This window comes from Cycloclasticus zancles 78-ME (genome assembly GCF_000442595.1).
Lineage (GTDB): Bacteria > Pseudomonadota > Gammaproteobacteria > Methylococcales > Cycloclasticaceae > Cycloclasticus > Cycloclasticus pugetii.
Genome location: NC_021917.1, coordinates 430,242 through 444,771 on the forward strand (window position 1 = coordinate 430,242; position 14,530 = coordinate 444,771).

General features: G+C 42.2%; 18 protein-coding genes and 1 pseudogene. 16 read left to right on the forward strand and 3 right to left on the reverse strand.

The window, feature by feature from the left end:
* The first annotated feature begins 75 nt into the window (after positions 1 to 75).
* The gene (locus tag CYCME_RS02110) at positions 76 to 495 is read left to right on the forward strand and encodes an OsmC family protein (RefSeq protein WP_020931990.1); all 420 of its coding nucleotides are present in this window, start codon (positions 76 to 78) and stop codon (positions 493 to 495) included.
* Positions 495 to 887, forward strand: a complete 393-nt coding sequence (locus CYCME_RS02115; RefSeq protein WP_015006797.1) for a VOC family protein — start codon at positions 495 to 497, stop codon at positions 885 to 887. The genes CYCME_RS02110 and CYCME_RS02115 overlap by 1 nt, the downstream gene beginning before the upstream one ends.
* Here CYCME_RS02115 and bioA read toward each other — a convergent pair.
* Genes bioA through CYCME_RS02130 form a run of 3 tightly spaced genes read right to left on the reverse strand, consistent with a single transcriptional unit; the run spans position 856 to position 4,004 of the window.
* Positions 856 to 2,178, reverse strand: coding sequence for an adenosylmethionine--8-amino-7-oxononanoate transaminase (gene bioA, locus CYCME_RS02120; RefSeq protein ID WP_020931991.1), 1,323 nt, complete (start codon positions 2,176 to 2,178; stop codon positions 856 to 858). The genes CYCME_RS02115 and bioA overlap by 32 nt on opposite strands.
* Before the next feature lie 6 nt (positions 2,179 to 2,184).
* Complete coding sequence (coq7, locus tag CYCME_RS02125) at positions 2,185 to 2,826, reverse strand: 2-polyprenyl-3-methyl-6-methoxy-1,4-benzoquinone monooxygenase (RefSeq protein ID WP_020931992.1); 642 nt, start codon at positions 2,824 to 2,826, stop codon at positions 2,185 to 2,187.
* Positions 2,827 to 2,828: 2 nt separating this feature from the next.
* Positions 2,829 to 4,004, reverse strand: a complete 1,176-nt coding sequence (locus CYCME_RS02130; protein WP_020931993.1) for a (Fe-S)-binding protein — start codon at positions 4,002 to 4,004, stop codon at positions 2,829 to 2,831.
* A gap of 73 nt (positions 4,005 to 4,077) precedes the next feature.
* Here CYCME_RS02130 and cysD point away from each other — a divergent pair, with 73 nt between their 5' ends.
* The 14 genes and pseudogenes from cysD (at position 4,078) to CYCME_RS02190 (ending at position 14,486) form a co-directional block, all read left to right on the forward strand.
* Positions 4,078 to 4,992, forward strand: coding sequence for a sulfate adenylyltransferase subunit CysD (cysD, locus tag CYCME_RS02135; RefSeq protein ID WP_015006793.1), 915 nt, complete (start codon positions 4,078 to 4,080; stop codon positions 4,990 to 4,992).
* The gene (gene cysN / locus CYCME_RS02140; protein ID WP_020931994.1) at positions 4,992 to 6,434 is read left to right on the forward strand and encodes a sulfate adenylyltransferase subunit CysN; all 1,443 of its coding nucleotides are present in this window, start codon (positions 4,992 to 4,994) and stop codon (positions 6,432 to 6,434) included. Before cysD ends, cysN begins: the two co-directional genes overlap by 1 nt.
* A gap of 119 nt (positions 6,435 to 6,553) precedes the next feature.
* Positions 6,554 to 7,279, forward strand: coding sequence for an adenylyl-sulfate kinase (gene cysC, locus CYCME_RS02145; RefSeq protein ID WP_015006791.1), 726 nt, complete (start codon positions 6,554 to 6,556; stop codon positions 7,277 to 7,279).
* Between the two features lie 10 nt (positions 7,280 to 7,289).
* On the forward strand, positions 7,290 to 7,883 hold the full coding sequence (cysC, locus tag CYCME_RS02150; RefSeq protein WP_015006790.1) for an adenylyl-sulfate kinase: 594 nt from the start codon (positions 7,290 to 7,292) through the stop codon (positions 7,881 to 7,883).
* Positions 7,884 to 7,885: 2 nt separating this feature from the next.
* Positions 7,886 to 8,671, forward strand: a complete 786-nt coding sequence (gene cysQ, locus CYCME_RS02155) for a 3'(2'),5'-bisphosphate nucleotidase CysQ (RefSeq protein ID WP_020931995.1) — start codon at positions 7,886 to 7,888, stop codon at positions 8,669 to 8,671.
* 13 nt (positions 8,672 to 8,684) lie between these two features.
* Positions 8,685 to 8,993 (forward strand): (2Fe-2S) ferredoxin domain-containing protein, encoded by a 309-nt coding sequence (locus tag CYCME_RS02160; RefSeq protein WP_020931996.1) that lies wholly within the window; start codon positions 8,685 to 8,687, stop codon positions 8,991 to 8,993.
* Positions 8,994 to 9,085: 92 nt separating this feature from the next.
* The gene (gene rfbB, locus CYCME_RS02165; protein WP_041932866.1) at positions 9,086 to 10,162 is read left to right on the forward strand and encodes a dTDP-glucose 4,6-dehydratase; all 1,077 of its coding nucleotides are present in this window, start codon (positions 9,086 to 9,088) and stop codon (positions 10,160 to 10,162) included.
* Positions 10,162 to 11,040 (forward strand): glucose-1-phosphate thymidylyltransferase RfbA, encoded by an 879-nt coding sequence (rfbA, locus tag CYCME_RS02170; protein ID WP_020931998.1) that lies wholly within the window; start codon positions 10,162 to 10,164, stop codon positions 11,038 to 11,040. Before rfbB ends, rfbA begins: the two co-directional genes overlap by 1 nt.
* Positions 11,037 to 11,246 (forward strand): sugar nucleotide-binding protein, encoded by a 210-nt coding sequence (locus CYCME_RS13255; RefSeq protein WP_020931999.1) that lies wholly within the window; start codon positions 11,037 to 11,039, stop codon positions 11,244 to 11,246. The genes rfbA and CYCME_RS13255 overlap by 4 nt, the downstream gene beginning before the upstream one ends.
* Before the next feature lie 134 nt (positions 11,247 to 11,380).
* Positions 11,381 to 11,554, forward strand: a pseudogene (locus tag CYCME_RS13280) (sugar nucleotide-binding protein); the annotation flags it as partial.
* Positions 11,551 to 11,910 (forward strand): sugar nucleotide-binding protein, encoded by a 360-nt coding sequence (locus CYCME_RS13235; RefSeq protein WP_020932000.1) that lies wholly within the window; start codon positions 11,551 to 11,553, stop codon positions 11,908 to 11,910. The pseudogene CYCME_RS13280 and the gene CYCME_RS13235, both read left to right, overlap by 4 nt.
* A gap of 10 nt (positions 11,911 to 11,920) precedes the next feature.
* Complete coding sequence (gene rfbC, locus CYCME_RS02180) at positions 11,921 to 12,466, forward strand: dTDP-4-dehydrorhamnose 3,5-epimerase (RefSeq protein WP_020932001.1); 546 nt, start codon at positions 11,921 to 11,923, stop codon at positions 12,464 to 12,466.
* A 326-nt stretch (positions 12,467 to 12,792) separates the two neighbouring features.
* On the forward strand, positions 12,793 to 12,984 hold the full coding sequence (locus CYCME_RS13060; RefSeq protein WP_020932002.1) for a hypothetical protein: 192 nt from the start codon (positions 12,793 to 12,795) through the stop codon (positions 12,982 to 12,984).
* Positions 12,985 to 13,724: 740 nt separating this feature from the next.
* Complete coding sequence (locus tag CYCME_RS02190; protein ID WP_020932003.1) at positions 13,725 to 14,486, forward strand: ABC transporter permease; 762 nt, start codon at positions 13,725 to 13,727, stop codon at positions 14,484 to 14,486.
* Positions 14,487 to 14,530: the final 44 nt, after the last annotated feature.

Sequence of the window (14,530 nt, forward strand, 5' to 3'; positions counted from 1 at the left end):
CGGTTTAGCAAACGTCATGTTGCTGGCTGGTTTTATGATATTCTTTGCGCCTAAAATTAAAACAAGGGTTTGAAAATGGATGTAAGAATAAAGTGGGTTGAAGGCGCGATGTTTCTTGGCGAATCAGGCAGTGGGCATACCGTTGTAATGGATGGTGCGCCAGCAAATGGCGGTAGAAATTTAGGGCCTCGGCCAATGGAAATGTTGTTAACTGGTATGGGCGGTTGTACAGCGTTTGATGTAAAAATGATTTTGGATAAAGCGCGTCAACAGGTGACCGATTGTGTGGCAGAAATTCATGCTGAGCGTGCTGAAGAGGTCCCTGCGGTGTTTACTAAAATTCACGTTCATTTTATCGTGTCTGGTAAGGGCTTAACCGACAAAGCTGTTGCACGTGCTGTTAATTTATCAGCTGAAAAGTACTGCTCGGCCTCTATTATGTTGAGTAAGGCTGTTGAGATAACCCATGATTATGAAATTGTGGATGTTGCCTAATGAAGCGGCCTAATCCAACAACTGGCTTACGGCATGTTGCGTTAAATGTACAAGACTTAGTAGCCGCTGAGCATTTTTATGTTGAGTTAATGGGAATGTCTGTTGAATGGCGACCAGATGAACAGAACGTTTATTTAACCTCAGGGAATGATAACTTGGCCCTGCATGTTGTTACAGGAGAAGAGGCAGGGGTTCCAGCATTAGACCATATTGGCTTTTTTCTGGACCGAGAAGACGATGTAGATGATTGGTTTGAGTTTTTAAAACATCATGGCGTTAAAATGAAAACTCAACCACGCAAACACCGTGATGGCGCAAAAAGTTTTTATTGTTATGATCCTAGCGGCGTAACGGTGCAAATTATTTGCCACCCGCCTTTGGTTGGTCATTAATTGTATCGATGTCGCAGGCCACTTGATGCATAGCTGATGTTAGTGTTGACAAATCAGCTGTCGTCATAATATAGGGGGGCATCACGTAGATGAGGGTTGAAAAAGGACGAACCCATACACCGAGTTCTACAAACCGGGGTTGTATCCAATCGATATCAACGGGCTGATGCAGCTCAATGACACCAATCGCGCCTTTAACACGAACCTCTTTTACAGCGCTCAGTTGTGAACAAGGCGCTAGTTCAGATTGTAATTGTTTTTCAATCCTCTGTACCGAGGTTTGCCAGGGCGAAGCCAATAAAACCTCTAAACTGGCATTAGCTACTGCACAGGCTAAAGGGTTAGCCATAAACGTTGGACCGTGCATTAAGGTTGGGTGTTGGCCTCCGCCAATACCATCGGCTACTTTGCTGGAGCACAGCGTGGCAGCGAGGCTTACATAACCGCCGGTTAGCGCTTTTCCGACGCATAAAATATCAGGTGCAATTTGCGCTTGCTCGTAGGCGAATAAGGTTCCAGTACGGCCAAATCCAGTGGCTATTTCATCCAGAATCAGTAGTACATCGTGCTCATCACACAGCTCACGTACTTTTTTAAGATAGGCGGAGCTATAAAACCGCATGCCGCCTGCGCCCTGCACCAGCGGTTCTATAATCACGGCTGCAATAGTACCTATATTGTCTTTTAATAAATGCTCAAAATCATCAATGGCGGCTTGATCGTATGTAGTTTGGTCTCGGCAATCAGGGCTTTTTGCAAAAAGGTGTTGAGCGAGAACGTTACTAAATAGATGATGCATGCCATTATCGGGATCGCAAACGGCCATCGCACCAAAAGTATCACCGTGATAACCATTTTTAATGGTTAATAAGCGTTGTTTTTGCGGTTGGCCTAGTGATGAGCAATACTGAAGGGCCATTTTGATTGCAACTTCAACGGCGACTGAACCAGAATCGGCAAAGAATACATGTTGTAAATCATCGTGGCTGATGTCGATGAGTTTTTTTGCTAAATCAACAGCAGGTTTGTGCGTTAAGCCGCCAAACATCACATGTGACATAGATTTGAGTTGGTTTTCAATAGCGGCATTTAAAGTGGGGTGATTGTAGCCATGAATGGCCGCCCACCAAGATGACATGCCATCAATCAATTCACGGCCATCTTCAAGCGTTAATCGAACGTCAGAAGCTGATTTTACGGGGAAAACAGGTGTTGGGTGGCTTAGGCTGGTATAAGGATGCCAAATGTGTTGCTTGTCAAAATTGACAAGGTCTTCCCAGTTATTGCTCATTTAAGACTAAACCCAAAAAGATGTTTTTGTCATGATTTTTGAAACAAGCCGCATGCCTTGTTTAATGGGGGCAGGTAACTCAGCCCCGCCTTGCTCGATGGCGCTGGTGGCGTGCTGGTTTTCATCCTCGTGCATTTGTTCAAGGATGGCACGGGTTTTATGGTCGTTGTCGGGTAGCTTTTCGAGATGGCTATCAATATGTTGAACGACCTGTTTCTCTGTTTCGGCTAAAAAACCGAGGCTCCATTTGTCGCCGGCTAAACCGGCGGTGGCGCCAATGGCTAAAGAGCCCAAATACCAAGCAGGGTCTAGAATGCTGGTTTTTTCGCCAAGCTGGTCAAGACGTTTGCGACACCAAACAAGATGATCATTTTCTTCTTCGGCAGCTTGGGTCAGTTTTTCTTGCACGGCCTTGTTGCGAGCAGTTAATGACTGACCCTGATATAAGGCTTGGGCAGCGACTTCGCCAGCATGGTTTACACGCATCAGTTGCGCTGATAATTTAGCTTCGTCTTCATTAAGGTCGTTATCTTCGACGGCGTCAGACGGGTTTTCTCGCCCTGTTGTTTTAGCATGCCCCGCTAAGGTTCGTAACACACGGTCGGCATGAGCAATGAGGTTGTCAGCGGTGGAGTAAGCTCTTTGCATGGTTATACCTTTAGTTGTTGTGCTAGTAATGATACCGGATGCAAGGTGGTGGTGTTAAGCCCTGCTTGTTTTAAACCAGAGCGGATATGCAGTGCGCAGCCTACATTACTGGTTAGTAAATAATCAATTGTGTGATCTTTTAAAGGAGCAATGGTTTGATCGCGTAGGGTGGTTGCGGTTTCTTTGTGGGTGAGCATGTAGCTACCAGCCGCGCCGCAACACATTTGATTGGGTTCGAAAGAGCGGATGTTTAATTCATTGATATTAGCAAGTAGTTCAGTAATATCGGTGGTTGAGGGGTGAACATTTTTTAAGGTGCAAGGGGTGTGAAGCCAAGCCGATGCTTTCAGTGGTTTGAATGTGAGTGTACTTAAATAAGGCGCAATAAAATCACTGATATCAACGACTTTTTTTGATAGAGCATGGTCATATTCGGCTAAGGTAGAACCGCAACCACTGGCGACCGTAATGACGGCATCGTAGTGTGTATTATCAAACGTGTTTTGGTTGTTTTGGGCGAGCTTTAGTGCTTGCTGATGATTGCCAGCGTGTAAATCTATCGCGCCACAACAATATTGGTTTGGGGGAATGGAAACGTCAAAGCCACAATGTTGAAGAAGGAAGACAGTATCTTCTAGTGTTTTAGAATCAAGCACCTCTGTGGCGCAACCAGTAAAGAGCGCAACGTGCCCTCGCCTTTCTGCAACCAATGTCGGGTATGTTTCGTTAAACTGATTAGAGGAAATTTTGGCGGGCAAATAAGTATTTAGTTGTAAAGGGAGTTTACTTAAACCAACTTTCTGATAAAAACGCAGAAAAAAGTTTAGACTTTTCCTGTATTGTCCTTTGAGGCGACTAATGAATGAGCGTTCTAACAGGCTTAATTTATTATGCTCGGTGGTGTTTGTGTCGCCACGAAAGTCGTTGATGAGCCTAGCATATGGTACTTTGGCGGGGCACATTTGTTCGCAGGCTCTACACGTTAAGCAGTTATCAATGTGCTCGCTAAGCGTGTTTGTTAGTTCGAGATGGTCTTCTGACCAACCTTGAATGAGGGCTAGGCGGCCACGTGGTGATTCGTTTTCATTTTTAGTTAAATTGTACGTGGGGCACTGTGGTAGGCATAATCCACACTTAACGCAAAGGTCTGTATCGGTATAGTTGATTTGGTTTGTCAAAATAATAAAATAGGCAAGAGTGCGGATAATTCGTTATAATTAAACATTATATAATTTTATTTAAATAAACATTATGGTTATAAGTAAAAAACAACTGACGCATTTGAAGCGCTTAGAAGCGGAGTCTGTGCATATTATACGTGAAGTGATTGCTGAATTTGATAACCCGGCAATGCTTTATAGTGTAGGTAAGGATTCTTCGGTGATGTTGCATCTGGCACAAAAAGCGTTCTTTCCTGCCAAACCACCGTTTCCTTTGGTGCATGTGGATACCACTTGGAAGTTTAAAGAAATGATCGAGTTTCGGGATAAGCGGGCCAAAGAAGTAGGTATGGACTTGATTGTCTATATTAACCCAAAGGGTAAGGAGCTAAACATATCTCCATTTGAACATGGCTCATCGATGCATACCGATATCATGAAAACAGAAGGCCTGCGCCAGATGTTAGATAGTTATCAATATGATGCGGTGTTTGGCGGCGCTCGTCGTGACGAAGAAAAGTCACGAGCTAAAGAACGAATTTATTCATTCCGCGATAAAAATCACCGTTGGGACCCAAAGGCGCAACGCCCAGAATTATGGGATACCTATAATGGGCGCCATCAAAAAGGGGAGTCGATTCGAGTATTTCCGTTATCTAATTGGACTGAGCTCGATATTTGGCAATATATCTACCTTGAAGGGATACCTATTCCTGATTTGTATTTTGCAAAAGAACGCCCAGTGGTTGAGTACGGTGGAACCAAAATAATGGTCGATGACGAGCGTATGCCTGAAGAGTTACGTGACAAGGCGGTGATGGAGAAGGTGCGTTTCAGGACGCTGGGTTGTTACCCGCTAACAGGGGCAGTGGAGTCTACAGCGGAAACATTGCCTGAAATTATTCAAGAAATGCTGCTAACCAAAGTATCCGAGCGCCAGGGGCGATTGATAGACCATGATGAATCAGGGTCGATGGAGAAGAAAAAGATTGAGGGGTATTTCTAATGGCTGTTGAGCAAAATAACTTGATTGCATCTGATATCGAGGGGTATTTGAAGCAACATGAAAACAAAGAATTATTACGTTTTATTACCTGTGGTAGCGTAGATGATGGGAAAAGTACGTTAATTGGACGTTTACTGCATGACAGTAAAATGATTTTTGAAGATCAGTTGGCGGCAATTAATAATGACTCTAAAAAGCACGGTACAACAGGTGAAGCGGTTGATTTGGCTTTACTGGTTGATGGCTTGCAATCTGAACGTGAGCAAGGCATTACAATTGATGTGGCATATCGTTTTTTCGCCACGGACAAACGTAAGTTCATCATTGCAGATACCCCAGGGCATGAGCAATACACGCGAAATATGGCAACCGGTGCGTCTACAGCCGATTTAGCGATTATTCTCATTGATGCGCGTTATGGTGTGCAAACACAAACACGACGTCATAGCTATATTACAAGTTTGTTGGGTATTAAGCATATTGTGGTAGCCGTCAATAAGATGGATTTGGTTGAATTTAGCGAACAGCGTTTTAATGAAATTAAAGACGAGTATCAGTCGTTTGCAAAAGAGGTAGGTATCAACTCGCCTGTGTTTGTTCCCGTGTCAGCGTTGACTGGTGATAACGTTGTTAATGCCAGCAAAAATATGCCATGGAATACCGATGCGCCGTTGATGGAGCAGCTCGATACGATTCCGCTTGAAGATACGGTAAATCTTGAAAACTTCCGCTTACCAGTACAGTACGTAAACCGTCCACACTTGGACTTTAGAGGCTTTTGCGGCACCATTGCGGCGGGTAGTGTCCAGGTGGGTGATAGCATTACCGTGCTGCCATCGCAAAAAACATCAGTAGTTAAACAGGTAATTCAGCCAGCAGTTAGTGAAAGCGAAATGAATGTTAGCGAAGCATTTGCGCCAATGGCGGTCACCTTGACGCTTGAAGATGAAGTGGATATTAGTCGTGGCGATATGATTGTGAAAACGACTGATCTTCCAGACGTCGCTGACCAGCTAGATGTCACCTTGGTGTGGATGAATGAAACGGCGATGAATACAGGGGTGGATTACCTAATCAAAAGGGCTAGTAATGTTGTGCCAGGTAGGTTTGAGCAGATTCATCATAAGGTCGATGTTAATACATTAGAAAAAATTGAAGCCAGTGAATTGCAACTCAATGAAATTGCTCGTTGCCGCTTATCGCTGAAGCAAGCGATTGCTTTTGACGCATATGCCGATGTAAAGGGAACGGGTAGCTTTATTGTGATTGATAAGTACACCCACGCCACGTTAGCGGCGGGTATGATTCAAGAGAAATCTACTGTTGCCGCAAACGGCCAATCAGCAAAAGAATACAGTGCTTTTGAAAAAGATTTAAATGTATTGATTAGACAGCACTTTCCCGAATGGGGCTGTCGATCGATTGATGATTTGCTCTCGTAAAGAATCACTTGGTGTTAGTCACTGCATGGAAGCAGGGCTCATAATCCGGCTTGCGAAGGCCGATAAGTTAACGAAAATAGTTAATGAAAATTCTTAGGGATAGGACGTAGAATACACGGATGTATAAAGAAACGAATAAGCGCTCTCTTATCAAAGGGGTGACGTGGCGTATTGTTGCGACAACAACAACGATGCTGATTGTCTACGTGTTTTTTGGTCGACTGGATCTTGCTATTGCAACGGGGTTGCTGGAAAGTGTTTTAAAAATTGGACTTTTTTGGCTGCACGAAAAGGCTTGGCTAAAAGTGCGCTGGGGGAAAAAAAGAATAGAGCCTTTTAATCTTTGGTTTACCGGCTTACCACTGAGTGGCAAAACGACCATTGCTGATAAAGTTTTTGAGCAACTTGAAAAGCTTGATATCCCCATTGAGCGGATAGATTCAAAAGATATTCGGGACCTCATCCCGAATATTGGTTATACAAGGGACGATAGAAATCGTCATATGCACCGTATTGGCAACCTTGTTTGTACCTTGCAGAACAATTCAGTGTCAACTGTTGCCTCGTTTGTTTCACCGTATAAAGAATCACGCAGAGCAATTCGTGAAATGGTCAGAAATAATATTATTGTTTACGTAAAGGCAGACATCGAAACGTGTAAAAAGCGTGATCATAAGGGTGCTTACGCAAAAGCCTTAAGTGGGGAGTTTAAAAACTTTCCTGGCGTCGATGAGGTATATGAGGAACCTGAGCATGCCGAAGTAGTCGTTGATACGGATGCTTTGTCAGTTGACAAGTCAGTTGAAGTAATTGTTAAGTACGTTAAAAAGCATTACATCAAATAAGGGTAAATAAATGAGTACAAACACGGTATGGCATGAGCATCATATTAGTCAAAAGCAGCGCTCTATTTTAAAAAAACAAAAACCTTGTATTTTATGGTTTACCGGCTTAAGTGGTAGTGGTAAATCAACGGTTGCTAATGCAGTAGAAAATCAACTGTTTGCGATGAAGAAGCACACCTATTTGCTCGATGGCGATAACGTGAGGCAAGGGCTTAATAAAGGACTTAGCTTTAGTGAAGAAGATCGAATAGAAAATATCCGCCGCGTAGGTGAGGTGGCTAACTTGTTTTGTGATGCAGGCTTGGTTGTCGTTACTGCGTTTATTTCCCCGTTTGCTAAGGACCGTCAAATGGTGCGAGATATGGCCATGCAAGGCCAGTTTGTGGAGGTGTTTATTGATGCACCATTAGAGGTTTGTGAGCAGAGAGATCCTAAAGGGTTATATAAAAAAGCGCGTGCAGGAGAGATTAAAGACTTTACGGGTATCGACTCACCTTATGAGGTGCCGGTAAACCCTGAGCTGCATGTTGTTAACGACGGCATTAGTATTGAAGAGGCGGCTACGGAAGTTGTGGCTTACCTTAAAAAGAACGCATATATTTAAAAATGTTAGATAATATAAACATAGAAGACATTGTGGCACTCGCAAAAAAAGCAGGTGATGCCATTATGGATATTTATCAAAAAGATTTTGAGGTTGAGTTTAAGGCGGATCAATCGCCACTGACTGAGGCCGATACGGCGGCGCATAAGATTATAGAGCAAGGCTTAAAAGAGCTGGATCAAAAGAATAACAGGCTAATCCCCCTTATGTCAGAAGAAGGCAAAAATATTCCTTATCAGAATAGAAAGGATTGGGACTACTTCTGGATGGTTGACCCTGTAGATGGCACTAAAGAATTTATCAAAAAAAATGGTGAGTTCACCGTCAATATTGCCTTAATAAATCAAGGCATGCCTGTTTTAGGCGTGGTGTATGCGCCAGCGCTGGGGCAAATGTATTGGGCTAAGCAAGGCGAAGGGGCCTTTAAAGACGGGCAAGCTTTACCGTTAAAACGAGCTGAGCAGCGAGATAGCTATAAAGTAGTAGCTAGTCGTTCGCATCTGTCTGATGAAACAAAAATATTCATTGATGAGATAAAAACAGAAAAAGTCAAAGAGCTAGTATCCATTGGTAGTTCCTTGAAGCTTTGTCTCGTTGCAGAAGGTGAAGCTGACATTTATCCAAGACTAGGACCAACAATGGAATGGGACACGGCTGCGGCACACGCGGTTGTTTTATGCGCTGGAATGAAGGTATGTGAGTTTAATAAGGGTGAGATCTCAAAACCGCTTGTATATAATAAACAAAATTTACTGAATCCTTTTTTTATTGTTTCATCCATTAGCTAACAAATAAACTTATATGGCTTACTATAAACAGCATATCTTTTTTTGTACCAACCAGCGAAGCGATGGTCGTGCATCTTGCCAAGACCATAATGCACAAGAAATGCGTGATTACTTAAAGAAGAAAGTAAAAGAAGCAGGCATTGCAGGACCAGGTGGTGTAAGGGTTAATAATGCAGGGTGTTTAGATCGCTGTGGTCAAGGCCCTGTGCTGGTTATTTATCCCGAAGAAACCTGGTATCAATTTAAGAGCAAAGAAGATATTGATGAGATTTTTGAGCGGCAGATTAAAAATAACCAACGTGTAAATAGGTTAGTTATTTAAGCTATTTAAAGTAGAATCCAAGATTTTTTTGGATTTTTAACGGCCTATAGGTGGTCGTTTCAGCAATCCAGCAGGGTTATTTAGGAATGAATATGAGATTAGTAGTTACTGGTGGGGCAGGCTTTATTGGCTCAGCGGTTATCCGTCATATTATAAATGACACGGAACATATGGTTGTGAATATCGACAAATTAACCTATGCAGGTAATTTAGAATCATTGGCAAGCGTGAGTGGTAGTGAACGATATACGTTTGAGTGTGTTGATATTTGTGATGCGCAGGAGGTAAAGCGTGTTATTGAGTATCATCAGCCAGATATTATTATGCATTTGGCCGCAGAGTCACATGTGGATAGGTCTATTGATGGCCCTGGTGAATTCATTCAGACGAATATCGTCGGCACCTATATAATGTTGGAGCAAGCTCGTAGTTATTATCGCCAGCTCGATAGCGTGCAACAAGAGAGCTTCAGGTTTCATCATATTTCAACTGATGAAGTGTATGGCGATTTGCCGCACCCAGATGACGAGAAATTCAATTCCAATCACTTGCCACTTTTCACAGAAACAACACCTTACGCGCCAAGTTCACCGTATTCTGCCAGCAAAGCAAGCTCGGATCACCTTGTTAGAGCTTGGCAAAGAACTTACGGCTTACCAGCGATCATAACAAATTGTTCAAATAATTACGGTCCGTACCACTTCCCCGAAAAACTCATTCCGTTGGTCATTCTCAATGCTTTAGAAGGCAAGCCGTTGCCTATTTACGGCAAAGGTAATCAAATTCGTGATTGGTTGTATGTTGAAGACCACGCTAGGGCCATAGTGCTTGTTGCAACTAAAGGTAAAGCGGGCGAAACCTATAATATAGGTGGTAACAACGAGAAACAGAACATTGAAGTCGTGCAAACAATCTGCCATGTGTTGGATGAGCTTGTTCCAAAAGATGGTTATTACGAAGATCAAATTACCTATGTTGCCGATAGACCAGGGCATGATATGCGCTACGCCATCGATGCGAGTAAAATAGATCAACGGCTCGGCTGGAAGCCACAAGAAACTTTTGAAAGTGGTATTAAGAAAACAGTTGAATGGTATTTGAATAACCAAGCGTGGTGTCAGCATGTTCAAGATGGCAGTTATCAGCGTGAAAGGTTAGGGGGTAAGTAATGAAAGGAATAATTTTAGCAGGCGGTTCAGGTACGCGTTTGCGCCCAATCACACAGGGAGTCTCGAAACAGTTACTACCCATTTATGACAAGCCGATGATATTTTACCCGTTATCTGTATTAATGTTAGCGGGTATACGCGAGGTGCTTATTATTTCTACGCCGGAAGATTTACCAAACTATGAGAAGCTTCTAGGAGATGGTAGCTTTTATGGTATTGAGCTTAGTTATGCCATTCAACCATCGCCAGATGGCCTTGCGCAGGCGTTTATTATTGGTGAAGATTTTATTGGCGATGATAGTGTCTGCTTGATTTTGGGCGATAATATTTTTTATGGTGAGTCATTTTCAGAAAAGCTAAAAAAAGCGACCACTAGAAAAAAAGGTGCAACTGTATTTGGTTATTGGGTAGATGATCCTGAGCGGTTTGGTGTTGTAGATTTTGATGATGAAGGTAATGCTTTATCCATTGAGGAAAAACCAACTAATCCAAAATCAAACTATGCGGTAACTGGGCTTTATTTTTACGACAACGATGTCATTAATATTGCAAAGTCAGTTAAGCCGTCGAGCCGTGGAGAGCTAGAAATTACAGCGGTCAATAACGCTTACCTTAAACGCGGTGACTTGCAGGTGAGTGAGCTAGGTCGAGGTTTTGCATGGCTAGACACTGGAACGCATGATAGTCTTATGGAGGCAGGGCACTTCATACAAACTATTGAGCATCGGCAAGGCCTTAAAGTGGCTTGTTTAGAGGAAATTTCCTACCGCAGCGGTTGGATTAGTAAAGAAGAATTACTAAAGCGTGCTGAAACATTTATTAAGACAGGGTATGGGCAGTATTTACGTAAAATAGCGAATATCAAAACACCTGAATGAGAGTGCTTCTTACGGGTTGTCAGGGGCAGGTTGTTTACTACCTTGAAAATCAGCTAAAAGAAACATCATGGACATTATTGTCATGTGGACGAAATGATCTAGATATCAGTGATGGAGAGGCCGTAATTGCTGTAGTTCAGAGCTTTATGCCAAATGTTATTATCAATGCAGCGGCCTATACGGCTGTGGATCGTGCTGAATCCTAATCTGAATTGGCTTTTAAAGTAAACACAGAAGGCCCTGAAAACCTGGCTAAAGCTGCGTAGAAGGTCAACGCAGCACTACTGCATATTTCACGGATTATGTATTTTCTGGAAATAAAGAGGGGCTCTACAGCGAATCAGATGCTGTTGCACCTAATGGCGTTTATGGTGTAAGCAAATTGGCCGGTGAAGCAGCAGTAATCAAACATTGCCCTCAGCATATTATTCTTCGAACAGCGTGGGTATTTGGCGAGCATGGGCAGAACTTTGTTAAGACGATGCTCCGCTTGAGCCAAGAAAAAAACAATTGAGTGTCGTTGCTGATCAGTTTGGTGGGCCAACCTTTGCTGGGGATGTTGCTAAAACACTCATTAAGATTGTGAGTCAAATAGAAGTTAATGCGAATTGTTGCTGGGGTGTGTACCACTATAGCGGCTCACCACATGTTAGTTGGTTCCAGTTTGCAGAAACTATTTTTAGGGAAGCTCAGGAGCAGGGGATTATGGAATGTTCGCCAGTATTAAGCGCGATAGAAACATCCTGCTATCCAACTGCGGCAAAACGGTCAGCGAACTCAGCATTGGATTGTGGCAAAATTAATCAAGTTTTTGGAATCAAACAAAGTGATTGGGTTGGTGCTTTATTGCGGATAAAACACTACATATAAAAGCACAGAGATGAAGGTGATAGAAACAGATATACCAGACGTGAAGATCATCAAGCCAACAGTATTTGGTGATGAGCGGGGTTTTTTCTTTGAAAGCTTTAATGCCAGAGCATTTAATGCAGCTGTAGGCCACGCAGTAGAGTTCGTCCAGGATAATCATTCAAAATCCAGTAAAGGTGTGCTGCGCGGCTTGCATTACCAAATCCTGCAACCACAGGGTAAGCTGGTTCGAGTTGTAGAAGGTAAGGTGTTTGATGTAGCGGTGGATATTAGAAAGTCATCACCTACTTTTGGGCAATGGGTTGGCGTTACGTTATCAGCAGAGAATAAAAAACAATTGTGGGTGCCAGAAGGCTTTGCTCATGGGTTTATAACACTCTCTGATAGCGCTGATTTTTTATACAAAACAACTAATTATTATGCGCCAGAATTTGAAAGAAGTATTATTTGGAACGATCCTTCGATAAATATTCATTGGCCGGTAGGCGTCGATCCGCTTTTATCGGCCAAAGACCTGCAGTGTCCGGTATTTAAATCTGCGGAACTGTTTGGGTGAGAAACTATCCGTAGGTAAGGCGTCCCTATATGTCACCTAGCTGGTGTGAGTCTGGGATATTATGTCTAGATTATTTAATTAACTGTTTTGAGGTAATTTGGTATAAAGCCGGTGTTGATATAAGCCTGAGGTTGGGCTTTCTTATTTGGGTTTTGTGGTGTGTTATTGAGCCCATTATTTATTTAGGGTGTTTTTTACATAAATGAAATGAGTGAAACATCGAGCCGTGGAGAGTTAGAAATTGCCGCAGTTAATAATGCTTATCTGGAGCATGGTGATCTGTAAGTAACAGATTAGAGCGCAGATTTGTATGGTTAGATACAGGGATGCACGATAGCTTTATGGAGGCGGGCCATTTTATTCAAACAATTGAACGGAGCCAAGGGCTCAAAGTTGCTTGCCTAGAAGAGATTGCTTATGGCAATGGTTGGATTGATAAGGAGGAATTGTTGTCACGTTCAAAGACTTTTATTAAAATGGGATATGGACAGTATTTGCAAAAAATTGCCGGCTTTTAAATACGAGAATGAGGGCTCTTCTTGCCGACTGTCTATGGTAAGCAGGCTATTATCTTACCTAGCAAATAAAGGAAAAGTCATGGGCTTGGCCTAACGAGTTAGGTTTTGGTGATAGAATATCCTCCAATCGGGTTGTCGAGGAGGTTTACGCTAGAGATGGTCAAGAACCACGGCTGTTCGGTGGTAGACCGCATAGAACTCGAGCCTTTATTTACTTCAGAGTAATACAAAGTAGCGTTTAATGAGGCTCGTTATTAATGAGCTATAAATAGTTAGCAGATGTTCAAGCGATAAGTCTGCTGGTTTCCCAATTTATACTAGGCGTCAGGCTATTTTAAAGCTGTGCTGTTGCAAAATAGAGCAAAGGTATGGTGTAAAATAAGGCGCTTGGTTAAAAGTGTTGGAAATTGTAAGTAGCATATTTAAGGAGGTGTATCGTGAGAATGATAGGTGCAGAGATGCTGGATGTAAAAGCTATTAAGTCAGCCTTGTTTAGTGTGTGTTGTTTGTAGGAAGTAAAAAAAACAATTATGGGTTGTTGCTGGCTTTTTTGTCTTAAGTGAGGGTGCTGATGTTGTGTGCCCGACGATAGATTATTATGCTCCGTAGCATGAGGGCCGCATCATTCGGCGCTTGATAATAGACCGAGAGTTCAATGCAAAACTAATAATGTCATAAAATAATGCTAAGGGAGTTGGTTTTGACGCTGCAAAATATTTTTTTTATAAAATACATTGAAAATGAATAGGTTTTATTGGGAGTTAATTTGGTATAAAGCGACGTCTGAATTAAAAGCAGAGTCAAGCCGTTCCTACCTTGGGTTTTTATGGTGGATCGTTGAGCCGGCACTTTATATGGTTGCCTTTTATATTGTTTTTGAGCTGGTGTTTCAAAGAGGTGGGCCGGGCTTTATCCCTTTTTTATTATGTGGGTTGATCGTTTGGAAGTGGTTTGGAAGTGTTGTTTCCGGGGGTGCTAATGCTATAACGTCAAATTCTGCGTTAATAAGGCAAGTTTACCTCCCTAAATATCTGCTTCCAGTGAGTATTTTGTTTAATGGCACAATCAAATTTTTAATTGTGATGTGTTTGTTTGTTTTATTTTTGTTGCTTAATGGAGTTGTTCCGGCACTTGCATGGCTAAGCTTACCGCTAGTGATAATTATTCAGTTTTTATTTATAGCCTGTATAGCTGGCTTTGTCGCGTCTGTTGTCCCATTGCTGCCAGATATTAAGTTGATATTAGATAATGTGCTTATGTTGTTATTTTTTATTTCAGGAGTCTTTTTTGATATCTCGTTGGTGCCTGAGAATGTAAAGGCATATCTTGCCTTAAACCCAATGGCGGTAATTATTGAAAGCTATAGAGTTATTTTAATCAATGGGAATTGGCCAAACTTTATAATGCTGGGTCTCGTTCTTTTTCTTTCAATACTGCTGCTTTATGTCACTTACCATATATTTAAACATTATGATCGCGTTTACCCTAAAATATTAATATAAATGAGCTATGTATAACTCTGAACCGATTATAAGTTTAAAAAACG